The organism is Mesobacillus subterraneus (assembly GCF_000934845.1).
Lineage (GTDB): Bacteria > Bacillota > Bacilli > Bacillales > Cytobacillaceae > Mesobacillus > Mesobacillus stamsii.
The window spans coordinates 1-24228 of record NZ_JXIQ01000067.1; the positions used below are offsets into that span (position 1 = coordinate 1).

The 24228-nt window shown below is 45.0% G+C and carries 19 protein-coding genes and 2 pseudogenes; 9 read left to right on the top strand and 12 right to left on the bottom strand.

Annotated features, from left to right (window positions below; all coding sequences use genetic code 11):
- The coding region (gene rbsK / locus UB32_RS07995) for a ribokinase (RefSeq protein WP_128721517.1) at positions 1-901 on the bottom strand (901 nt) is incomplete at its 3' end.
- Between the two features lie 15 nt (positions 902-916).
- Positions 917-1897 (bottom strand): LacI family DNA-binding transcriptional regulator, encoded by a 981-nt coding sequence (locus UB32_RS08000; RefSeq protein ID WP_044392703.1) that lies wholly within the window; start codon positions 1895-1897, stop codon positions 917-919.
- 181 nt (positions 1898-2078) lie between these two features.
- Between UB32_RS08000 and UB32_RS08005 the strand changes: the two genes are divergently transcribed.
- The 4 genes and pseudogenes from UB32_RS08005 (at position 2079) to fdhF (ending at position 6232) form a co-directional block, all read left to right on the top strand.
- Entirely contained in the window at positions 2079-3338 is a 1260-nt protein-coding gene (locus UB32_RS08005; protein WP_044392705.1) for an L-lactate MFS transporter, read from the top strand.
- A 35-nt stretch (positions 3339-3373) separates the two neighbouring features.
- Complete coding sequence (fdhD, locus tag UB32_RS08010; RefSeq protein WP_431305967.1) at positions 3374-4174, top strand: formate dehydrogenase accessory sulfurtransferase FdhD; 801 nt, start codon at positions 3374-3376, stop codon at positions 4172-4174.
- Between the two features lie 18 nt (positions 4175-4192).
- A pseudogene (locus UB32_RS20760) lies at positions 4193-4342 on the top strand (hypothetical protein); the annotation flags it as partial.
- Positions 4325-6232, top strand: coding sequence for a formate dehydrogenase subunit alpha (gene fdhF / locus UB32_RS20765; RefSeq protein ID WP_347230909.1), 1908 nt, complete (start codon positions 4325-4327; stop codon positions 6230-6232). The pseudogene UB32_RS20760 and the gene fdhF, both read left to right, overlap by 18 nt.
- Positions 6233-6332: 100 nt before the next feature.
- Here fdhF and UB32_RS08025 read toward each other — a convergent pair whose 3' ends face one another.
- The 4 genes from UB32_RS08025 to UB32_RS08040 form a co-directional block, all read right to left on the bottom strand.
- Positions 6333-7811, bottom strand: a complete 1479-nt coding sequence (locus tag UB32_RS08025; RefSeq protein WP_044392711.1) for a sodium:solute symporter family protein — start codon at positions 7809-7811, stop codon at positions 6333-6335.
- A complete protein-coding gene (locus tag UB32_RS08030) occupies positions 7808-8008 on the bottom strand; it encodes a DUF3311 domain-containing protein (RefSeq protein ID WP_044392712.1) in 201 nt (66 codons plus the stop codon). Before UB32_RS08030 ends, UB32_RS08025 begins: the two co-directional genes overlap by 4 nt.
- 99 nt (positions 8009-8107) lie before the next feature.
- On the bottom strand, positions 8108-9292 hold the full coding sequence (locus UB32_RS08035) for a M20 family metallopeptidase (RefSeq protein WP_044392713.1): 1185 nt from the start codon (positions 9290-9292) through the stop codon (positions 8108-8110).
- Between the two features lie 17 nt (positions 9293-9309).
- Entirely contained in the window at positions 9310-10560 is a 1251-nt protein-coding gene (locus UB32_RS08040) for a Zn-dependent hydrolase (protein ID WP_044392714.1), read from the bottom strand.
- Between the two features lie 189 nt (positions 10561-10749).
- On the opposite strand from UB32_RS08040, the gene UB32_RS08045 reads away from it, so the two are divergent.
- On the top strand, positions 10750-12594 hold the full coding sequence (locus tag UB32_RS08045; protein WP_044392716.1) for a helix-turn-helix domain-containing protein: 1845 nt from the start codon (positions 10750-10752) through the stop codon (positions 12592-12594).
- A gap of 29 nt (positions 12595-12623) precedes the next feature.
- Here the strand turns inward: UB32_RS08045 and UB32_RS08050 are convergent, their stop codons facing one another.
- A complete protein-coding gene (locus UB32_RS08050) occupies positions 12624-13910 on the bottom strand; it encodes a uracil/xanthine transporter (RefSeq protein ID WP_044392718.1) in 1287 nt (428 codons plus the stop codon).
- Between the two features lie 188 nt (positions 13911-14098).
- Here UB32_RS08050 and UB32_RS08055 point away from each other — a divergent pair, with 188 nt between their 5' ends.
- From UB32_RS08055 to UB32_RS08070, 4 genes are all read left to right on the top strand, one after another.
- Positions 14099-14296, top strand: a complete 198-nt coding sequence (locus UB32_RS08055) for a hypothetical protein (protein WP_044392720.1) — start codon at positions 14099-14101, stop codon at positions 14294-14296.
- Positions 14297-14758: 462 nt separating this feature from the next.
- Complete coding sequence (locus UB32_RS08060; protein WP_044392721.1) at positions 14759-15538, top strand: transporter substrate-binding domain-containing protein; 780 nt, start codon at positions 14759-14761, stop codon at positions 15536-15538.
- Between the two features lie 87 nt (positions 15539-15625).
- Positions 15626-16270: an amino acid ABC transporter permease gene (locus UB32_RS08065; RefSeq protein ID WP_044392722.1), complete on the top strand. Its 645-nt coding sequence runs from the start codon at positions 15626-15628 to the stop codon at positions 16268-16270.
- Positions 16267-16995 carry an amino acid ABC transporter ATP-binding protein gene (locus UB32_RS08070; protein WP_044392724.1) on the top strand — a complete coding sequence of 243 codons (729 nt, stop codon included), beginning with the start codon at positions 16267-16269 and terminating at the stop codon, positions 16993-16995. The genes UB32_RS08065 and UB32_RS08070 overlap by 4 nt, the downstream gene beginning before the upstream one ends.
- A 48-nt stretch (positions 16996-17043) precedes the next feature.
- Here the strand turns inward: UB32_RS08070 and UB32_RS08075 are convergent, their stop codons facing one another.
- The 5 genes and pseudogenes from UB32_RS08075 to UB32_RS08100 all read right to left on the bottom strand — a co-directional run bounded on the left by UB32_RS08075 (position 17044) and on the right by UB32_RS08100 (position 24122).
- A complete protein-coding gene (locus UB32_RS08075; protein ID WP_044392725.1) occupies positions 17044-17757 on the bottom strand; it encodes an N-acetylmannosamine-6-phosphate 2-epimerase in 714 nt (237 codons plus the stop codon).
- A 61-nt stretch (positions 17758-17818) separates the two neighbouring features.
- Positions 17819-19705 (bottom strand): annotated as a pseudogene (locus tag UB32_RS08085) (fructose-specific PTS transporter subunit EIIC).
- Positions 19706-19835: 130 nt separating this feature from the next.
- Positions 19836-21779: a BglG family transcription antiterminator gene (locus UB32_RS08090; RefSeq protein ID WP_044392729.1), complete on the bottom strand. Its 1944-nt coding sequence runs from the start codon at positions 21777-21779 to the stop codon at positions 19836-19838.
- Positions 21780-22814: 1035 nt separating this feature from the next.
- Positions 22815-23738: a proline iminopeptidase-family hydrolase gene (locus UB32_RS08095; RefSeq protein ID WP_241768451.1), complete on the bottom strand. Its 924-nt coding sequence runs from the start codon at positions 23736-23738 to the stop codon at positions 22815-22817.
- A 63-nt stretch (positions 23739-23801) separates the two neighbouring features.
- A complete protein-coding gene (locus tag UB32_RS08100) occupies positions 23802-24122 on the bottom strand; it encodes a hypothetical protein (RefSeq protein WP_044392734.1) in 321 nt (106 codons plus the stop codon).
- Positions 24123-24228: the final 106 nt, after the last annotated feature.

Consider the following 24228-nt stretch of genomic DNA (forward strand, 5'->3'; position numbering starts at 1 on the left):
TTGACATACTACCGCAGGTCTTCCTTTTCCGCAAAAATTCTTCTACTTCTGTCCTTGTTGGCATTCCTGATTGTGCTCCTAGTTTTGTAACGGATAGGGCGCCGGCTGCGGCGGCGATTTTGCTAGCTTCTGTGATCGTTTTTCCCTCGAGGATTGCGACGGCAAATGCTCCATTAAATGTATCGCCAGCACCTGTGGTATCGACTGTCTCAACTTTGAAGCTGTCTTGTTGGCATTCTAGTCCTTTTTCGTAAAAGGTGACTCCTTTTGAGCCTTTGGTTATGATCAATTTTTCTCTTAGTGCAATGGGGTCCTTTACAGACGCCAGCAAGAGTTCTGCTTCATATTCATTTGGTGTTATATAGTCGACATTCTCAATCAATTCTTCTCGGAGAGGCTGAAAAGGCGCCGGGTTAAGGATTATCTGTTTCCCGTGTTTTTTTGCAATTTGAACGGCCATTTCTACGGACTCTATCGGAATTTCCAGTTGCAACAATAGTAGATCACTTGCTGCTATTTTCCCTTCCATGCTGTTAACAAGTTCTGGTGTAACCATGTTATTAGCACCTGGGACAACAATAATGGAGTTATCTCCACCCGATAAAACGATGGTAGCGACACCTGTTCTTCCATGTGTAACCGGTTTCACATTACTTACATCAATTTGCTGTTTGCGCAAATAATCGATATACTCGTGCCCAAAAGCATCGTCCCCCACTAATCCGATCATATGGACTTCTGCTCCCATTTTTGCAGCGGCGACAGCCTGATTTGCCCCTTTGCCCCCAGGAATAGTGAAAAATTGTTGCCCGAGTACGGTCTCTCCCATGTTTGGAACAATATCCGTCTGGGTGACTAAATCCATATTAATACTGCCGATGACAGTGATTTTTTTGGTCATGGAACATGCCCCTTTCTATGTTTGTGTGGAGCGTTTCACTAGTAGTTCAACTTGAAACGTAATTTCCTTCTGGTGAATCGGCTTTCCTTCTATTAAATCTAGCAGCATTGCCGCTGCGGTTGAACCCATTTGATAAACTGGTTGTGAAACCGTTGTCAATTCTGGCGTTATTATATCCCCAAACTCAATCCCGTCAAATCCAACTACTTTTAGCTGCTCGGGAACTTTATAACCGAGCAGTTCAGCTGCTTTAATCACCCCAATGGCCATTACGTCATTGCCAGCAAAAATCCCATCTATATCAGGATAGTTTGTTAACAATTTAAAAGCTGCCCGCTTGGCTGATTCGATTTGGTATTCCGCGGGAATAATCAAATTTTCATCATACAAGCCAACTTCACTGACAACATCTTTATACCCTTGTAATCGATCTCTCGCATTCGCGATATTTTCAGGTCCGCTGATATGAGCTATCTTCCCACACCCACACTCTAGCAAATGCCGCGTTGCCTTTTGAGCACCTTCGTAATTATTGCAGGTAACATAGGGAAGCGAGGAATCCAAAGGTCGATCTAAAGCAATAATCGGAAAATGGTACTGGGATAAATGTTCTGGTTTCAGGGTATTGGATACGACCAAGACTCCATCCACATATTTTTGCTGTAACCTATCAAAATAGCGAATTTCCTTTTCAATCTTGCCATCGCTATTACAAAGAAATACGGTAAAATCCGCTTCACTCGTCACATCTTCCACTGCCCTTGCCAACTGAGGGAAAAAAGGGTTATTGATATCCGGGACAATAAGTCCAATCGTCTTGGATTGTTTTTTAAATAAACTGCGCGCCACGGAGTTTGGTTTAAAATTCATTTCCTCGATTGCAGCTAATACCGTTTTTCGCGTGTCTTCTTTGACATATCCACTATCATTTAACACCCTGGATACAGTTGCCACTGAGACTCCCACTCTTTTAGCCACATCTCTCATCGTAACCAATCTTATTCGCTCCGTTTCCTTACGCTCTATTAATGTAACCGGTTACACACAGTATAATGTCTCTCTTTCATTTGGTCAAGAGATTTTTGCGCTGAATTTCATCTTGTCAGAATTTCGTAACACTTTTTGTCATACAGTATAAAAAGCTTGTAATCAAGTTTTTAAAGGGGGAAACGTTCGAATGGCTGAAACGAAGAAAAATCGTTGGTTGATTGCTGCTGCGGCTGTGGGGATTCATATTTCGATTGGTTCTGTTTATGCTTGGAGTAATTTTACGAACCCATTGAAAAATTTGTTTGGCTGGTCGGATTCGGAAGTGGCGCTTACCTTTAGTATCGCGATTTTGTTTTTGGGTCTTTCTGCTGCGTTTTTGGGTCATTTTGTGGAAAAGCATGGTCCGAGGAAGGCTGGGCTGCTTGCGGCTACTTTTTTTGGAATTGGGATTGCGGGTTCGGGAATTGCCGTCCTGTTAGGCTCCAAAATTCTCCTTTATCTGTTTTATGGGGTTTTAGGCGGGATCGGACTTGGAGTTGGCTATATTGCACCGGTTTCAACGCTGGTAAAATGGTTCCCTGACCGGCGTGGGCTTGCTACGGGGCTTGCGATTATGGGCTTTGGCTTTGCTGCGGCGATTTCGAGCCCCATCATGAACAGTTTGATTGAAAGCGTTGGCGTCGCGAGCACATTTTTTATTTTAGGAAGCGCTTACTTCATTTTAATGGCGGCATCGTCTTTGTATTTGGAGAAACCGCCGGAGGGCTGGATGCCGAAGGGCTATAAGGAAAAAGTCGAGTCAGGTGCAGCAAAGTCCGCAACAGATCTTTCCCAGCTAACTGCGAACGAGGCGGTAAAAACAACCCGGTTCTGGTATTTATGGTTGATGCTGTTTATCAATGTCACCTGCGGAATTGCGATTTTGGCGGTGGCAAAACCGCTCGCGATGGAATCGATCGGAATTGGGGCAGCGGCGGCGGCGGCGATGGTCGGGGCAATTGGAATTTTCAACGGTCTTGGCCGAATTGGCTGGGCATCGATTTCTGACTTCATCGGCCGTCCGAATACGTATACGACTTTCTTCGTCCTGCAAATCGGATTGTTTTTCATGCTGCCACACACAACGAATGCCATCCTTTTCCAGGTCATGCTTGCGGTCATTTATACATGCTATGGCGGTGGCTTTGCGTCTATCCCCGCCTATATCGGCGATTTATTTGGCACAAAGCAGCTCGGTGCCATCCATGGCTATATTTTGACAGCATGGGCAGCGGCCGGTCTCGTGGGGCCGATGTTCGCCGCTTATATAAAAGATACAACCGGTTCGTATGCTGGCAGCTTATCGATTTTTGCAGGGTTATTCGTCGCCGCCTTCATCATTTCCCTGCTAATCCGAGTGGATATGGCGAAGCTTCGTAAACAAAATGAATCGGAAATAACAGCATAGCTAGTTTTGCTTGCGGACGGGAGGGGCGAATGATCGTGACACAGACAAGAACGAACCGAACCATTACCCGTTATCTAAATGGGAAGATTGAAAAAGTGGACGACGTTGTTGCGACGGAAAAACCGTTTACGATCAAATTGAATGAAAAAGAGTTTGCTACTTTCGTCTGCACAGCGGAGTATATCGAGGATATGGTCATCGGATTTTTGGCTTCAGAGGGGGTCATTAGGAAATTCACCGATATCGATGATGTATGGACTCAGGAAAAAGAAGGATTTGTGCATGTGAAAACGAATTATACCAATGCCTTTTATGAAAAATTCCACTCGAAGCGGTATATCACCTCCTGCTGCGGCAAAAGCAGGCAAGGATTTGTTTTCTTTAACGATGCGAAATTATCGCACCATTTTAAACAGGTAAATGTTCAATTAACCTATCAGGATTGTTTTCGTTTAATGGAAGAGATGCAAACTCGGTCAGCTGTTTTTCAGGAAACAGGCGGGGTCCACAACGCAGCACTTTGTACGAGAGATGGGGTCCTGCTGTCCCGCCTGGATATTGGACGGCACAATGCCCTTGATAAAATATACGGTCATTGCCTGCGTCATCAAGTTCCTTTGGAGGATAAAATCATTGTTTTCAGCGGACGGATCTCCTCTGAAATCGTCACAAAGGTTGCCAAAATCGGCTGTGAGATTGTTTTATCAAAATCTGCACCGACCGAAATGGCGCTGGAGCTTGCCGAAGAACTCGGAATGACGACGGTAGGATTTATTCGCAACAGCTCTTTGAACGTCTATACTAGGCCAGATCGGATTGTAGAAGAAATTGATTAAGGGAGGTAGAAAATCGGCATGCAGGATCAAGTAGAAACAATTTGCGGTTTTTGCGGTACGGGCTGCGGTCTGCTCGTTGAAACAGAAGATAACAAGATTAGCAAAGTAAAAGGATATAAGGAAAACCCTTCGAGCCATGGGGAAACATGTGTGAAAGGCGCTCTTGGCTGGGGATATCTCCGTAGCGACCGGAGGCTGACTCAGCCGCTGATCCGAAAAAATGGTGAGTTAACACCAGCCAGCTGGGAGGAAGCGCTACATCTGATAGCCACTAAATTTTCACAAGTAAAAGAAAACCACGGAGCAGATGCCTTTGGTTGTTTCAGCTCCTCGAGATCCACCAATGAGTTAAATTATCTCGCGGGAAAATTCATGCGTACCGTCATCGGCACGAATAATATCGACAGCTGCAACCGAACTTGACACGCTCCAAGCGTCACCGGTCTGGTGACTGTATTTGGTACGGGTGCTGCCACCGGTTCTTATGACGAACTGGAGGACACCGATGTGATTCTTGTCTGGGGAAGCAATACGCAAGAATGCCACCCAATTATTTTTAACCATATGCGCCGAGGGATAAAGAATGGCACAAAAATGATCGTCATTGACCCTCGCCAAATTGACCAGACGAAACTTGCCTACAAATGGCTGCCAGTTCGTATTGGAACGGATATTGCTCTCGCGAATGCAATGGGCCATGTCATCATCGAAGAGGACTTGGTCGATAAGGGATTTATTAATCATGCAACCGAACAGTTTGCGAACTATAAGGAAGAAGTTAAGAACTACACCCCGGAATTTGCCGAGGAAGTCACCGGCATTCCTGCGGAAGATATCCGCGAGATCGCCCGACTTTATGCAACTGCGGATAAAGCAACCATCTGCTGGACGCTCGGGATTACCGAACATCATAATGGTACTGAAAATGTCTTTGCGTTAATAAATTTAGCGTTGTTGACTGGACAAATCGGCAAATATGGCTCAGGATTGAATCCGCTGAGGGGCCAAAACAACGTCCAAGGCGGCGGTGACATGGGCGCCCTGCCGAACAGGCTCGTTGGCGGCTGGAATTTTGATGACCCTGAAGGAAGAAAACTTCATGAGCAAGTGTGGGGCACCCCGGTTCCTGAAAAACATGGCAAGCATCAAACCTTGATGCTCGAGGCGATGGAGAAAAATGAAATAAAAGCTGTCTATGTGATAGGGGAAAATCCGGTCCAATCGGACGCCAATGGCCACCAGATAGAAAAGATTTTCAAAAACCTCGATTTCCTCGTTGTTCAGGACATTTTATTGACGAGAACAGCGATGCTTGCCGATGTCGTCCTCCCAGCAACAGGCTGGGCGGAAAATGATGGGACAATCGTGAACTCCGAACGCCGGATTCAGCGCGTCCGCCCGGCATTAAAAGGGCCAGGACTCGCCCGGCATGATCATGACATCATCCAGGACCTCGCCAATAAAATGGGAGCGAACTGGAACTACCAGTCGGCAGAGGAAATTTGGGAGGAAGTCCGCAAGCTCGCCCCTAATTTTGCCGGTGTAACGTACGAACGGATCGACAAAGAAGGCGGCCTGCAATGGCCATGTCCTGATGAAACTCATCCAGGGACCCCGTTTCTCCATAGCCGTCTCTGGTCAGATGAAGTAGGAATGAAGGCGAAGTTCATGCCAACCCACTACCAGCCCCCAGCCGAGGAGCCCGATGAGGACTTTCCATTGACGCTGACGACCGGGCGCAGACTGCAATTTTATAACACAGGCGTGCAAACAAGAGATTATAAAAAAGGGAAAAATGCCGAAGAAACCTTGGAGATCCACGCCGAGGACGCCGCCAAATACGGACTGCAAGACGGCGACCAAGTAAGGATAAGCTCAAGAAGAGGAAGCATCGTGACCAAAATCAGCATCAGCAAAAAACAACCAAAAGGACTCGTTTTTATGTCCTTTCACTTCCCTGACCAGGTAAGCACAAATCTGTTAACCAATTCCGCAACCGACCCCCTCGCAGGAACAGCGGAGTTTAAGGCTTGTGCGGTGAGGATTGAGCGGGTTTAAAAGGGACAGGAAGCATCCAGTTTAATTATGCAGTAGTTGCTTAATGGCTTTCTACACAACGAAAAACCCGTACAGGAATGGTCCTGTACGGGTTTTTCGTTTAAGCAATTTCTTCTGAGCTATTTTTTCCCGTTACGAGCGCAGTTCTGGTTGCTGCACTTACAATTACAGTAACGATAATATTGAGCACTAGCGCGATAATACCGACATTCAGGTCTTTAATAGCCTGCGGCAAGGATGGGAACATAGTTCCGACCGTTTGGGCTGAAATGGTGATATAGGCTACTGTTAGTACCCCTACAAGAATTCCAGCGAAAGCGCCCTGCTTGGTTACATAATTATTTTTGAACAAGCTGCTGACAAGAGACGGAAATAGCTGGGTCACAAGGCTATAACCCATTAAAAGCAAGGTGACGAGTGTATTGCCACCATTGAAGGTGAAAACCAATGCAACTAGAGCAACAACCGGCACCAAATTCTTGGCCAACTTGGAAATCGCTTCATCCGAAGTATTCGGAGCGAAAACTTTATACACGTTTTTAGCAAGCAATGTCGATGCCGCCATTAAAATCATGGAACCTGGGACAATGGCCGTCAGTAAGCCCGCTGCGCCGATGAACCCAACAACCCACGGGTCAAATGCCTGAATGGACAATTTCAGGAGTGCGAGGTCCCCTTCTGCCCCCTCCAGTCCAGGAACTTGCAAAATTGCGGCGAATCCTACAAAAAATACAAATAGGAGGACAAGCTGATACAAAGGCATGACGATTGCATTTTTACGGAAAACATTCGAATTCTGTGCTGAATATATGGAACCGAATGTGTGCGGCCACATGTAAAATCCTAGAGCAGTCAGCATGACCGTTGAGATGAACCAGGAAATACTCATCCCAGAATCTTGCAGTACAAGAAATCCTGGATTTGCTTCCTCGATTGATTCAAACATCGGTTGGAAGCCACCGTAGTAGTGAATTGGAAGGTAGATCCCCAGGAACAAGACGATGCCAAGAATCATGACATCTTTCACGACGGCTGTCCAGGCAGAACCATGGATACCGGAAATCATGACATAAACTGTTACGGAAATAACACCGATCCAAATTGCGACTGTAGGTGAAATAGAACCGTAGGATGCTTCAGAAACGATGATGCCAAGGCCCTTCAATTGGAGGACAAGATAAGGAATTAGTGCAATAACCCCAACAATCGAAACAAGTACGCCGAGATACGGGCTGTTATACTTGCTGACAAAAAAGTCGGACTGCGACATTAGATTTTTTTCTTTCGAATACTTCCAGATTGCTGGGAGAAGCCAGTAGCTCATAATATATGCGAGACATCCATAAGCGAGGATGTAAAACGTCGGGCCGCCTTTTCCATAAGCCCATCCGCTTCCGCCAAGAAAAGTGAACGTGGTATAAATTTCGCCAGCCATCAAAAGGAAAACGAAAATAGCACCGAAGCCTCTGCCGCCAACTGTCCATTGTTCAAGGTTCATGTCCTTTCCTCTCTTAGCTCGAACACCGAGGTAAATGGACAATAGCAGGAATGCAAAAATAATGAATAGTGCGGAATTCATTCAGTCTCCTCCTTCCCGGCAGCTGGGTCAAGCTTGTACACCATTGCCATGATCCCTGAGGTGAGAACAACCCATAATACGATCCAAAATAAAATGAATGGCATTCCTAAAACGTAAGGGGTCACTTTGTTGGCGAACGATAAGCCACCGAACAGCCCGATAAACGGAATGAAGGCCAATAAGTGCTGAATTTTCATTGTCTATTACCTCCTATGATTTTGCCCGGAATTTTCTCGGGTTTTTTTCGAAAAACATTTCCGTAAGCTGGGACCGGCAAAAACGGCCGGCCTTCCCGTTTATTTTAGAAATTTAAAGGCAGCATGCAGAAATGTTTTTACCCCAATTTCCATTGAATCTTCGTCAATGGTGAAACGCTCATGGTGATGCGGGTATACAATCCCTTTATCTTCATTTCCAGCTCCTACATAGAAGAAGCAACCAGGCGCCTTTTGTTGGAACGCTGAAAAGTCTTCTCCACCCATATTCGGCTTCATCAGGTCAAGAGTTTCGTCACCAAAAACCTCGCGGACTGTTTCTTCAATCACCTTGGTTACTTCCTCATCATTAATGACTGGACGGTAGCCAAATTCGTATTTGAAATCGTAGCTTGCTTCATGGGCATCCGTAATTCCTTTAATGATACGCTCCATTTTTGCTGGCATTGACTCACGAAGTGCCGGATCGAAGCTGCGGACCGTTCCGCACAACTGGACAGAACCCGGGATGACATTGTGAGTGGTCCCGCCTAGGAACTGGGTTACAGAAAGGACGAGATTATCCAGCGGGTCCGTGTTTCTTGAAACAATATGCTGTAGGTTTGTGACAATCTGCGCCGCGACTGCAATGGAGTCAATGGTTTGGTGAGGGAGTGCGGCATGTCCGCCCTTGCCTTTGACAGTGATCCAGAATGTATCAGGAGCAGCCATCATCGGTCCGTAAACAACGCCCACCTTGCCGACAGGAGTTGGGGCCCAGAGGTGTGTGCCAATAATAAGGTCGACTCCGTCCATGACACCTGCAGAAATCATTTCTTCCGCGCCGCCAGGGTACAATTCCTCCGCATGCTGGAATAGGAAACGAACCTCTCCTTTCATTTGGTCTTTTAAGCTGGACAGCACCTTCGCCGTACCCAAAAGCATTGCAGTATGTCCATCATGGCCGCAAGCGTGCATGACACCAGGGTTTTGCGATTTAAATTCAAAATCATTTTCTTCGGTAATCGGCAGGGCGTCCATATCTGCCCGCATCGCCAGTACTTTTCCTGGCTGGGTACCAATCAGCCTTGCCATGACACTCGTTTCTGTTGGACGGGACAATACCAGTCCGTCGAAGCCGGAGAGCGTGTCGAATACGAACTGAGCCGTTTCTTGTTCATGGAAGGATGGCTCTGGATGGCTGTGTAGGTATCTCCTCCATTCGATCACCTGATCTGAAATTTCTTCTGCAAGTCGGTTAAGATTCAATGTTGCACTCGTTTCCATGACGCCAACTCCTTTTTTTAATTGGATTTCACTTCAAATGTTGCAACTGCTAGTTTCTTTAGTGTTCCGCAGAGTACTTTCGCCCCATCGGCACAATCTTCCTTCGAACTCCATTCTGCCGGATCATGGCTGATTCCTCCCTTTGAGCGGACAAAAAGCATTCCTATTGGGCAAAAATTCGTAAATTGCATTCCATCGTGTCCTGCCCCGCTTGGAAGGGTTACTGCCCGCATTCCATTTTCTTCAAGTACCTCTGTTGCTGCCTGTTGGATTTCCTTGGAACAAGGAGCCGGTGGAATCCGCTGCAAATCCTCAACTGATAATCTTACTCCATGCTCCTCGGCAATCGCTTTGGATCTTTGCAGAATTGCCTGTTCAGCCTTGTCCCTTGTTTCTTCATTGATATCTCGTAGGTCTAGTGAGAATTCGACCTTGCCTGGGATGATATTAATTCCTCCTGGAAAAATTTGAAGCTGGCCCACCGTTCCGACAGTCGAGCCAATCCTTTTCACTTCCTCTTCGATAGCCACAATCATTTTCGAAGCAGCGACCATAGCATCATGTCTGCCTACCATCGGTGTATTGCCAGCATGCCCAGCCTCGCCGTCCACCGTAAACTTCAGCCAAAGCGGGCCAGCCAAACCGGAAACAACACCAACGGAGAGGCCTTCGCGTTCTAGTACTTTCCCTTGTTCGATGTGAACTTCTATGTACGCTTTGACGTCCCCTCCTTTTTTCCGGGCAGCATCTTTGTATTTTTCAGGATCCATTCCGTTTTCAGCCATTGCCTCAGCAATGCTTTTCCCTTGCCTATCCTGATTCTCCAGTTCTTCCCGGGTCAAGATACCTGCCAGCCCCCTGCTCCCAATCATTCCAAAACTGAAACGAGCTCCTTCTTCATCCGTAAATACAATCACTTCAATTGGATGCTCAGTTGCAATCCCTTCCTCCTCGAAAGTCTGGACAGCCTCAATTGCGGCAATCACTCCGAGTGGCCCGTCAAAATTCCCGCCGTCATAAACAGAATCAATATGCGACCCCGTTAGAACCGCTGGTGCTCCTGCAGAAATGCCTTCCCTTCTGCCAATCAGATTCCCCACCTCATCTTCCCTGACAGAGAGGCCAGCCTCTTTCATAAATGAAGCAACTAATTTTTTTGCCTCTCGTTCTTCTTTTGTAAAAGAAAGGCGGGTAACTCCTCCATTTTCAGTCGCTCCAATTGCACTAAGCTTCTGCAGCCTTTCCCAAAGCCGGTTTGGATTTACCATGCGAACATCTCCTAAAACAATTTTTGAATTTTTTAATAATTATAAATGTTTGAGTATTCTTTTCTATGTGTTTTTCCACAAAATTTCTTTCAAACAATTAGTGTTTTTCACAAAATCGGGAGAATTTTTTGATATTATAAACAAGAAGATCATATTTTTTGTGTTTTCTAACAAAAGCGGGGTGTATTTATGAAAGAAACGCTGAGCCACAGGCAGCTGCAATTACTCATCCAGGTATCCAATGTGTTGAATTCTTCCCTGCAGATCGATACAATCATTGATTCCATTATGGTTCAGACGGTTTCAGTTATCGATGCTGCAGGCGGAGGCGTTTTGTTTTTATATGACAAAGAAAACGATGTATTGACAGCCAAATCTGATAGCAAATTTAAATCCAATATCCTCGAGGAAGTACGTCTTAAGCCTGGAGAATCGATGACTGGGCTTGCATTCACAGCTAAGCAATGCCTCATTTTCTCCAATCGAACCGAGGTTGAAAGAGCAACAGCAACCCTTTCAGCTAAAAATATGAGGCTTATGATGGAGTCTATTCCAACCCTTCCCTATTCAACCATCTGCGCCCCGATTTTTTTGAAGGGTGAATGCATAGGAGTTATTACCCTCGATTCTTTTGACCCATCGCAACGATTCATTGCTGAAGACATTAATCTCCTTCAGGCCATCACCCATCAGGCTGCTGTGGCGCTCGAAAAAGCAAGCTTATACAGGGAACAGGAAAATGCAGTCAAACAGCTTGAACATCTGAACAACATGATAACCGAGCAGAACCTCGCACTTTCCAGGTCGGTGGAAATACACAACAGTTTGGCCGATCTCGTTCTGAATGGCGAGGGGCTTCCGTCCATTCTTGGTTTTCTTCACAAAAAAATCGGACTGCAATTGCTTCTTTTTGATGAAATTGGAGAGCTGATTGCAGCCTCCCATGACAGTGACTTCCCTGAGGAAGATATTGAAAGGGCAAGATCTACAGCTATATCCCAACTAAAAGGCTCGGGATTCAGCAACTTTCCAACCTATGAGCAAATTCACGACGACAGAACCAGGCTCGCCATTTTACCAGTCGGCACAAAGCCGAGGCTTCTTGGGGCGCTGGCGATTGCAGCCAGAGATGAAATCAGTACGGTTGATATTTCAGCTCTCGAACATGCGTGTACTGTCCTATCCCTGGAACTTGTGAAGAACCAGGCGGTTTTTGACGCTGAAGAGCGAATGCACGGGGAATTGATTGATGGGCTATCAAAGGGGCAACTGGATGAGTCCATTCTACAGAAGGCAAGGCTTTTTGACTTTGATCAAAATGGGTATTTCATGGCAATTATCGTCCATTTGGACAATGTCGATGATTTCCAGAAGAGGACAAGCATTTTAAGACATCTGGCTTCAATGGCAAACAGAGCTTTTCAGCAAAATCATCTTAAAGGCATTGTAGCCAAAAGACAGGACCAAATCGTCGTCATACTCGCTTTTCAGCAGAAAGTATCGACAACCTTCGCTTCACAAAATGTAAAAGAGCTGGTATCTCTGCTTCAAAAAGAAATTGCTCTAAAAAGCTGGGGCACAACCGTTTCGATTGGGATCGGCCGGATCCACTCTGGTCTAATGATGGCTTCCAAATCTCTTCAGGAGGCGGCAAAGTGTATCCAGTTTATCAAGAGCAATGGAGCAAAAAACCAAATCATCAGTTACAGGGATTTAGGAGTACAGCGACTTCTCCTCCAAAATTCAGAAGGAGACCTTACAGATTTTATGGAGGAAGTGCTTGGTCCGCTGATAACATATGATAAATCAAAAAAAGGCGAGCTAATGCCAACCTTGTTTGCCTGGCTTGAACATAACCAAAAAGCAAAGGAAGCGGCAGAATCCCTGCATATCCATACGAATACATTGATGTATCGACTAAAAAGGATTGAAGAAATCCTCGGGGTAAGCCTTTCAGACAGCAGCCAGTTCTTGAACATCCATCTTGCCATAAGCCTTTATCCTGCCTTGAAGAGGAAAGGAAAATCAAATTAAAAAGCAGGACTGTTCTGTACGTTATTCTTTTACCGGTCAAATTTATCCCATCGGACAGTATTTTCCAAGAGAATTGCCAAAAGAATTCCCATCAGCATTCCATTGGACACGAGCGGTCTAATCATCATTGGAATTGTACTGAATGCAGATGCCGGTATATTCATCAAGGCTATTCCGAATAGGACCGGTGCGGCAATACGGTATATTGTTTTATGGCTCAGTTCGATCCCTTCAAGATTCCTGACGGCTCCACTAAATAACTGAAGATAAGCAACAAAGAGGACTGCATTCCCCACACTTGCAGGAAGAGTAGAAAAAAACGAACCGAGAGGAGGCACCAGGCCAAGGATCGCAAACAATCCGCCTCCAATCAAAAGCGGCGCCCTGTTCATGATCCTCGTCGACTGAAGGAATCCAATCGATGAGATGTATGGCGCATAAGGAACTAGGCCAAAGAGTCCTGCAAAAACCGAATTTGCTCCGGTAAGCAGGAACGCCCTGCGGTATGTTCCCTCATCTGGGTTTTTTTTCACAATGGACGCGACCCCTTTCACAGAAGCCATCGTATTTGTCGTATTCACCAAACCGGCAAGAACAGCGAATAAGACAATTCCCGAGTTGAAATGCAGTTCCCCCCATGGAAAAAGCATGAACAAATTCCCTGATCCTGCTTCCGCTTGCGGCTCTGTATCGAAAAAGAATGCAAAAAGGATCCATCCAATAACAATCCCGATCAAAATAGAGAAGTTACTGATTAAGCCTGGTCCTTTTATAGTAAGAAATGCGACCAGGATGACAAGAAAAACCGAAAGAGTAGCAACAGGCATATTTATCCCGCCATTTTCGGTAATACCAAACATTCCTTTCACAAAAATAAGGATCAGTTGGCTTGCAAGCAAAAACATCACCGCACTCATCACAACAGGAGTGAACATCCTGTCGAGGATTTTGCCAATTCCTAAAAGTCCAAGGGTGGCAACAAGGATTCCTGAAAGGATGATACCGAGTGATAGAGAACCTCCTACTTCCGTCAGGGTATAGCCGGCTGCCGAAGCTGAGGCAGCAATGCTGAGGATTGCCCCCCACCATAGGCCCGCCTGACCTTCCATAATCGGATACTTATGACCGATCAATACTTGAAGAATGCAGGCTACACCTGTAAAAATAAACGAAAGCTGCAATGCCGAAGCTGTCTCTGCCGCGGAGAGATCAAAAGCATGCCCGATCGTGATCGGAATGACAACCGTATTAGCAAACATAAAAAATAACCATTGGACCCCGGCGAGCCACATGGCTGTTGACTTAAGTGAATTCATTCTCGAAGCCCCCTTATATGAGACTTTTTTTATCATATCATGACTCTATCTTGCAAAGAAACTTATTTCGTGACACTACATAATTTAGGATATCATCTCCTCAACGTTCTTATATATACTGGTAAAAAATTAGGAGGGATATTGGTATGCCTAAGCGGAAACCATCGAGATGAGCTGGCCGTATAGAAGTGGGGAAATCTAAAAAACACCCGCCTTTTCGGGCTGTATCCATGCATTTTTCCTCTCTTGCCGGAGAAACTCAATCAAACATTACTAAAATTATTATTCTCAGTGCCAATGTGGAAGAAGTGGAAGAAACTTGGACAGCTTTTACGGGAAAAGCCGGAAAGTTGTCCGAACTGGTGCCTACTTCGGACAACATTTGAGCTCTATTAGAGAACAAAGAAAAAGAAGGGCGCTAACTTTAACTTGCACCCTTCTTTCATATGGCTTGCGTACTTTTTGTATTAATTTGTGAAGATCCAAAAGCGTGTGATTTCCCTGATAACTGCACTTTTCTGTAACAAGTGCGATTCCATAAGATTTTGAACAGGTATTTGCTGCTTTCCATGTTAACATCCGCCCTTTCAAATTAATTTCCATAGGAAAAAGAACATCCGTAAACTGCCTTTAAATTAATAGTAGTCTGTCTTAAAGGTGATCTCAATGCTTATCTCAAAAAGGACTGCCTAATCCACTGTGTTTACTCTTTTCGTTACATAAATATACAACAAACCTTCCTTTCCTCCCGCCGCCAAAAGTCCCGAAAGTTTTTTCCATTGCATTAAACTGAATATCTTTGATATCATGACTTATGAACTGAATTAGCAAGAGAGTGGAGGGGTTGGATGAAAAGAGTAAAGTTAGTGAGCTTTTTAATGGCAATGATGCTTGTCTTAGCTGCATGCGGATCGAACGATGGAACAACTAGCGGGGGAAGTGGCGACGCTGGCAAAACGTATACTGTTGGGGTCGATACGACTTATCCTCCGTTTGAATTTGAAGAGGGCGGCGAGTATAAGGGAATCGATATTGATGTCATCAATGCGATTGCCGAGGAAGAAGGCTTTAAAATTGAATTGAAGCCGATGGACTTTGGCGGAATTATTCCTGCGATTCTTGCTGATCAATTGGATGTAGCCATCGCTGGTATGAGCATCACCGATGAGCGCAAAGCAAAAGTCGACTTTTCCGATCCATACTTTGATGCCGGGTTAACACTTGTTGTGTCAGAAAATAATAGTGACATTACTAGCATGGATGACTTGAAAGGCAAGGTCGTCGCCGTTAAAAATGGTACAACAGGTGCTCAATATGCCGAGAAGATCAAAGAAGAAGCTGGCATTAAGGAAGTTCGACAGTTCAATGACAGCCCATCGATGTTCCAGGAAGTTGCCAATGGGAATGCAGATGTTTTGATTGAAGACTACCCTGTTATCGCGTATGCGATTAAAACAAGCAAGCTTGACCTGAAGACCGTCGGAGATCGCTTGAACGGCGACCAGTATGGTATCGCTGTAAAAAAAGGCACGAACCAGGACCTGCTTAGCAAAATAAACAGCGGCCTTCAAAAAATTCGTGATAATGGCAAGTATGACGAGATCTTAAAAACGTATCTTGGAGAGTAAAAAATTTTCAGCACAAAGAGTAACAACATTTTCAGCGCGCTCTTGTAAAGCGCGCTGTCTTTTTCGAGAAATGAAAGGAGCTTGAATATGGAGATTTTCCAGGAGGCCCTTCCCGTTTTATGGGCCGGGTTAAAACTGACAGCGTATATCACCGTAATTGGGTTGCTGTTCGGATTCATCATCGGGTTAATTACAGCACTTTTCCGCCTTTCACCGATTTCACCTTTAAGGTGGGTCGCGATTTGGTTCATAAACTTTGTCCGCGGAACACCTTTCCTCGTTCAATTATTCTTTATTTATTTCGGCTTGAATACCCTGCCGTTCATATCGCTTCAGCCAGTCACTGCCGGGATAGTTGGTATCGCCATCAATGCGGGTGCCTATATCGCCGAAATCGTCCGAGCCGGCATCCAGTCTATCGACAAAGGCCAGACGGAAGCGGCACGAACACTCGGTCTGACCGGTGCGCAGACGATGCGTTATGTCATTTTGCCGCAGGCATTAAGAAGGATGCTGCCGACCTTTGTAAACCAGGCGATCATTAGCCTGAAGGACACGTCTCTCTTATCCGTCATCGGCATTGCGGAACTGACACAAAGAGGACAAGTCGTTGTATCAGCAACCTATGAACCTTTTAAAATTTGGGGAATGGTAGCATTAATGTATTTCATTCTAATATACTTACTTACCAAACTCGGCGACTATTTAGAGAGGAGGTATGAACAGCGATGAGCGTGATTCAAGTCGATAATTTAAAAAAATCCTTCGGGCAACTCGAAGTGTTAAAAGATATTAGTACAGAGGTGAAGGAGCAGGAAGTGGTTTGTGTCATCGGTCCTTCCGGTTCTGGAAAAAGTACCTTCCTGCGATGCTTGAATAGGCTTGAAGATATCACAGATGGCCATGTCATTGTCAATGGACATGATATCACCGACCCGAAAATCAACATCAATAAAATTCGCCAGGAAGTAGGGATGGTGTTCCAACACTTCAATCTCTTTCCGCATATGACCGTGATGGAAAACATTACGCTGGCCCCAATCAAAGCGAGGGGTGCGGACAAAGAGGCAGCGAAACAGACAGCCCTTCAACTTCTGAAAAAAGTAGGGCTCGAGGAAAAAGCGAATAGCTATCCGGGAGAGTTATCCGGCGGCCAAAAGCAGCGTGTCGCTATTGCCAGAGCTCTTGCAATGGAACCAAAGGTTATGTTGTTCGATGAACCTACCTCCGCGCTTGATCCCGAAATGATCGGAGAAGTTCTCGAGGTAATGAAAGATCTTGCCCGCGAAGGAATGACAATGGTCGTCGTCACGCATGAAATGGGCTTTGCCCGTGAAGTCGGCGATCGCGTTATCTTCATGGACGGCGGTTTTATCGTGGAAGAAAATGTACCTAGTGAATTATTTGGTAACCCACAACACGAACGTACTAAAGCATTTCTAGGAAAAGTATTGTAATGGATCAATGAAGAAGCATCGGGAACGCAGTCGTTCCCGATGCTTCTTTCATTTACAGATCCATGTCATACTCTGTGGATCCGGCCCCTTCATCGTTTCCGCAAATCTTCTCGTAATAGTCTGCGGCCGCGTGATCGCTCCCCCAACAACAACCGCATGGGCACCTAATTCCAAGCATCTTTTGGCCATCTCTGGCGTAAGAATATTTCCTTCAGCAACTACCGGAATGTTTACGTTAGCAATCATTTCTTTTAAAAGCTGAAAGTCATGATCATATACTTTCTGTCCAGCTGTTTCAACGGTATAGCCGACTAAAGTAGTGGAAACACAATCAAATCCTAATTCCTGCGCAAAAAATGCCTCTCCCACCGTCGCTATGTCTGCCATCAGCAGTTGTTGCGGAAATTTCTGTTTTACTTCTGTAAAAAAGGTTTGCAGATCGTTTTCACCAGGACGTTTTCGCTTTGTTGCGTCGGTGGCAATCATCTCAGCTCCAGCAAAGACTAGCTCCTCCACTTCTTTGATCGTAGGCGTGATGTAGACTTTGGAGTCCGAATAGTCCTGCTTTACAATTCCAATTACCGGGAGTTTTACATTCCTCTTGATTTCATATAAATCCGCCGCTGTATTTGCCCGGATTCCTACAGCTCCTCCGTGCTCTGCCGCAAGCGCCATTCTGCCCATAATAAACGGGCTGTGCAAAGGCTCGTTCTCCAAAGCCTGACACGATACAACCAAGCCTTTATGAATTTTCTCAAGCATGATTACTGTCTCCTTCCATAAAAAAGAGAAGAGATTGATTCATCTCTCCTCTGCATTTTTCCTATTCGATTTCTTCAAGCAGCTTATATGCGTCGTCTGTTGTCTGGACATGGATCAGCGACTCTCTGAACTCTTCATTCATTAATTTACGGGAAAGCATTTGCAGGATTTTCAAGTGCTCGTTCCCAGCGCTTTCTTCGGGAACTGCAATCATGAAGATGAGCTTGGCCAATGAGCCATCGGCACTTTTCCAATCCACTCCTTCCCTTTTAATGCCAAAAGCAACCTGAGGAGATGTTACAGCTTTTGACTTGCCGTGAGGGATGGCAATACCGAAACCGATTCCTGTGCTGCCTTCTTCTTCCCGTTTTTCAATCGCCTTCCTGAATTTACGCTTTGATTTAAGCACACCTACTCCATCAAGCTTTTCGATCATTTCATCGATAATCTCTTTTTGTGTGGAGCCTTTAAGCTCTGTGCTAATTAGCTCGCGGTTCGTCAAATCGGTTAATTTCATCGATAACACTCCTATCAGTTGCTTCGCAAAGTTGATTTAGACGTTCTTTTTTAATACGTTTACCATAAAGGCTGCGACAAAGACTCCTGCAAGAATGCCAATGAAGTACATAACTGGGTTTGTTATCGCTCCAAGAACAGCTACGACCGGTCCTCCGTGTGGGACGTTATTGCCCACATTGCCAAGCATGGCGATAACGGATGCGAGCATGGATCCAACCATAATACTAGGAATAACGCGCAGCGGATCTTTTGCAGCAAAGGGGATAGCACCTTCCGTGATCCCTACGAGACCCATTGCCAGTGCCGCTTTTCCTGCTTCTTGTTCGGCTTCTTCGTATTTCTTCTTGTTCAATAAAGTTGCGACGCCCATAGCGAGCGGCGGGACACAGATTGCTGCTGCAATTGCCCCCATCACCTCGGTGTTTCCTGCGCCAATCATACTTGCACCAAACAGGAAGGCAACCTTGTTGACAGGACCACCCATATCAAATGAAATCATCGCGCCGAGGAGTAAAGCAAGCACAATGCTGCTTGCGCCCTGCATTCCATTAAGGAAGGCAGTCAATCCATCCATCAAACTTGCAATCGGAGCACCGACTATGAAGATAAACAAAGATGCAACCGCTAATGATGCTAAAAGCGGAATAACCAGAATCGGCATAATTGGCTGAAGCATTTTCGGAATCGGCCAAGTTTTAATCCACTTCGCAACGTAACCAGCTACAAAACCAGCAAGGATTCCTCCAAGGAAACCAGCACCTGCTTCACTGTCGTAAAAACTTCCATTTGCTGCAATATAGCCGCCGATCATACCAGGAGCAAGACCCGGACGGTCCGCAATGCTCATTGCGATAAATCCAGCAAGAATTGGCACCATGAATGTGAAACCTGCTGCACCTACACTAAGAACCTTGTTCCACATCGACCCTTCCGGAATTGCCAGGCCAGTATCTGTCGGTTCCCCTCCTAATGCTAAAGCAAGAGCGATCAATAGTCCGCCAACAACAACGAATGGGATCATATAAGAAACTCCATTCATCAAGTGGCGGTAAACAGGGTTTTGCTTGCTCTTTCTTTCTTCCTTCAATTTATTAATTGTCGATTGGTGATCGCCTTTATACACTGGTACATTCCCAGTTTCAAAGCGCTTAATTAAATCCTCTGCTTTGTGGATACCATCTTGAACACCAGTTTCAAACAGCCTTTTTCCAACAAACCGGCTTTTATCTACCGTTTTATCTGCTGCAATAATAATGCCGTCGGCTGCTTCGATCTCGTCAGCGGTAAATTCATTTTCCACACCGATCGAGCCTTGCGTTTCAACCTTAATGGAAACACCCAGCTTTTCAGCCGTTTTCTGAAGATTTTCTGCTGCCATATACGTATGAGCAATACCATTTGGACAGGATGTAATCGCCAATAACTTCATTTTGTATACCTCCTCGAAAAATAGAGTAACAATAATTACATCCTTATCATACCCGAAACGAACCAATCCAAAAGTACTACTTTTACCGTAAGTTCCGGCAATATGCAATTAAGGAAAAACGCTTTCACTTTTACTGAAAAAACTTCCACACTTTTTCAGCTGATGATAATTCCCTTAATTTCTGCACGGCTGCTTGATCATCCATCAACCGTGAGATTTCTTTGAACAACTCTTTTAACATGCCTTTATTTTTATGATCAATTGCCAGCAGGAACACTACTGAAACCTTTTCACTCCCCCACTGGATCGGGTTTTGGAACAGAGCGACGGCTAGTTTGGCTTCATCGACAAAATCAGGGTTTCCGTGCGGAATCGCAATGCCGCTGCCGATAACGGTAGAGGACTGTTCTTCCCGCAAGTAAACAGATTGCTTATATTCAGGTTTTGCAGCTCCTTTTTCTATCAGAAGGTCTGCGAGTCTGCCAATGATTCCCGGCCTGGTATTCCGTTCTGAATTTATCAAGATCAAGTCTTTTTCCATCAGCCAGCCGATGGTCGGATAGTTTTTTGCTAGTTGTTCAGGAACAGGATTCTCTAAAAAGTCTTTTATCTTCCTTTCTTCTTCTAGCATTAGAAAAGGAGAAACCGTGATTAGTGGTACCGAGCTACTTTCAAATGGTACGGTACTGATGATCAGATCTGGTTTTTTCTCGTTGATTTCTTTTTTGCTATCTTTGACGGAGGAAGTCCCGACGATCTCAAGATGATGGAATTTCCTTTCGAGCTTCGTCTGCATCAGCTGCGACATGCCTACACCCATCGAACAGACGAGCAGCACCTTCCTGTTGGTAGAAGTTTGCTTGCCAAGCCTCTCAAATGAAGCCTGAAAATGCAGGGTAATATAGGCGATTTCATCCTCAGGAACAGTGATTTTTTCCTCTTGCAAAACAGCTGGCATCACATAAAAAATCGTTTCAAATAGCGTAAAATACATTCTCTTTATGTCGTACAGCAACGGGTTCTTCACTGGAAAAGAGTACTTTAGCCGGTAAAAAGTCGTTTGCATATGCAATGCTAGCCCGATCAACAAATGGTGGTCATTAAAATATGGGTCTCCCGTCACATCAGAAACGGCTGATATCAACTTTTTGGTAAAAGAAACAGCATCCTGATCCAGTTTTGCCAACTCATTTCCCATTTTCGCCACATCAATCGTGGAAGGATAATAAATCCTCGAACCAAGGATTCGAACAGTGATATACATTATTTCTTCCTTAGGAAGGTTGATTGCCATAGCTTTTTCAAGATCCTTGGCAAACTGACGGATTATCCCATATTCAGCCTTTCTTTCTATCTGGGCTATCTCCTCATTCGAAAGCTCAATCCTGCTGCCTTGCTTCACCCTTTTAATCGATATTAAAATATGGGTCACTAGATTTTCAAGCGCCTCATCTGTAAAAGAAAACCCAAGTTCGCCTTCCAATTTCCTTAACCTGCTTCTCGTAAAATCAATTTCCCCTTGTTCAAATATACTCCCAACCGATCTCCGTTCCTCCGCAGCCGCTTGGATGATCAAATGGGTAACCTGGGAAAGTGCACTTCGCCAACTCTTTTCTACGCCAATCACTTCAATTCCATGCCCCTGCTTCTTTAATAATCGCAACTCAAACCTTGCGAGCCACTCTTCTATTTCTTCAAGGTCACTCCGAATCACAGTCTTGCTGACATAAAAATGCTCAGCAAAGTCTTGTAATGTGGAGGGCCCATCTTTTAACAACAGCATTTTGATAATGTTCAGCTTCCTTAAAGTATCCGAAACCTCATCGCCGTTCATTTTCTTCACTCTTTGGAAAATATTTGCTTTTTCTTGCTGGTTCCCGTCGATAAAAATCCCCAGACCTGGCTTCCTAACCATTCGCAAGTTCGTCTCCGCATCGAGCCAATCGTCTATTATTTTAAAATCATTCCTGATCGTTTTCTCCGAGCACCCCGCGATATCAGCCAACTCTTTTACAGAAAAGGTTTGGTCCCTTTCGAGCAAGACCTTCAATACCTCATAGTGTCGATTATTCATATAATCCCTCTTACTCTCGTTTTGATAATTTTACCCACAAATCAGACTTTTGTCAGCGAAAAAAATTGCATTGCCAACTCTCGTCGACATTTTTTTCTCCTAATCACCCGGTTTGGTGGTGGCGGTTCAACCATAACATAAGAAGGGAAACTTTTGTATGCTAGGCGTTTTTTTAGACGGTAACGATTGGCCCCTGTTCGGACTACTTTTCGCTTTTTCCTGCCAAACCTGTCCGAAGTTCGCTCTTGTTCGGACTACTTTTCCTCTTTTCCTGCAAAACCTGTCCGAAGATGGACTCTGTTCGGACTACTTTCCTCCTTTTCCTGCAAAACCTGTCCGAAGTTGGCTCTTGTTCGGACTACTTTTCGACTTTTCCTCCCAAACCTGTCCGAAGTTCGCTCTTGTTCGGACTACTTTCCGTCTTTTCTTGCAAAACCTGTCCGAAGTTGGCCCAAGTTCGGACTACTTTTCCTCTTTTCCACCAAAACCTGTCCGAACTTGGCCCTTGTTCGGACTACTTTTCCTCTTTTCCACAAAACCTGTCCGAAGTTGGACCTAGTTCGGACTACTTTTCACCTTTTCTTGCAAAACCTGTCCGAACTTGGCTCCAGTTCGGACTACTTTTCACCTTTTCCTGCAAAACCTGTCCGAACTTGGCTCCAGTTCGGACTACTTTCCGTCTTTTCCTGCCAAACCTGTCCGAACTCGGCTCTTGTTCGGACTACTTTCCGCCTTTTCCCACAAAACCTGTCCGAAGTTGACTCTAGTTCGGACTACTTTTCGCTTTTTCCTCCAAAACCTGTCCGAAGTTGGCCCCTTGTTCGGACTACTTTTCGTCTTTTCCTGCCAAACCTGTCCGAAGTTACTCTTGTTCGACCGTATTAGCAGGACGATTAAGAAATTTGAGGAAGACTATCTGAAAAAAGAGTAAAATGTGTTCCTGCCGCTCGGAAAAACGCTTATTCTTTGAGATTTTTCCCTGCTCTCCGCCATTAAATAAAAAAGGGACGAGAGCTGTTGCCCTCGTCGCTGTTTTTATGCTTTTGCTGAATGATTTGCTGGTCCAATTTGCTTCCCAGCTTCCACATCCTTAATGAAGTTTTTAATGAAAGCAAAGTAGGTTTCGGAATCATCCCACATCGATAGATGGCTGCCATTTTCGCAAATGCCTACGCGTGAGTTGGGGATACGTCTGCCCATTTCTTTTTTGTCTTCCGGATCCATCGAGTCATATTTTCCGCCCAGAATCAGTGTCGGCACTTTGATTTCATGGATATCGTCCCAGCGATCCCAATCCTTGAACGTTCCGTTAACCAAAAATTCATTAGGTCCTTGCATCGTGTTATACACTTGAGGATTCATTCGCGAAAATCCTCTGACCACGGACTCTGGCCATGGAACAAGGCGGCATATATGTTTTTCATTCAAATGGATCTGAATCAGCTCCTGGTATTCAGGATTTTCATAGTCTTCTGCTGCTTCATATGCTTTCATCGTCGTGACGATGTCGGCAGGAAGCTGGTCACGCAGGTGGTTGATATGCTCCACATAGGATGCAATACTGGCTGTCATATTGGATATGATCAATCCCTTTAGATTCTCTTGGTATTTCAATGCGTATTCCATACCGAGCAATCCGCCCCAGGAAGAACCGAACAGATAAAACTGATCCAAGCCCAAGTATTTACGAACCTCTTCTACTTCTTCTCTAAATCGTTCTACATTCCAAAGCGAAGGATCATTCGGCTGATCTGAATGATACGATCCTAGCTGGTCATAAAAATATATTTCTATTCCTTCGGGCGGCAATTCATTTTCAAAACAAGACAGGTATTCATGAGTACTTCCAGGTCCCCCATGTAGCAGCAAAACCTTGATTGGGCTTTCCCCTACTCTTCTTGTCCATACATGGAAGCCTCCGCTAATGGGTACAATATTTGTTTGTGCACTGGTCATCATTTTTTCCTCCCTTTCAAATGATTGAATCCTTCCCTATAGAAATGCCCTGGGGATTATACGGCATTATAGGTCCTTCAAAGCAGCAGGTACTTCTTTGTATCCCTTAGATTTAATCGCACCGATTACGACTCCAATTACCAGCCAGCTAAAGCCGACAATGAAGGTCATTTTGTCAAAACCAGACCAAACATACGCGATCACACCAAATCCGATTAGTGGAAACACTACATACTGAAAAAATCCTCTCGTACCGCGTTCTTTCTTTTTAAGATAGAAGTACACGAACACGGTCAAGTTCAACAACATAAACGATGTTAAAGCACCGAAATTGACAAACTTGATAATCGTTTCAATCGATAGCACATTTGCAGCTATTACAGACAAAGCTCCTACAAAAACGGTCGCATTGAATGGTGTTTTTTGAGACTCCCACCCCTAAAGGGGCAAGCCCTAAACCTTACGGTTTAACGAGTGGGATTCTTGAATGACT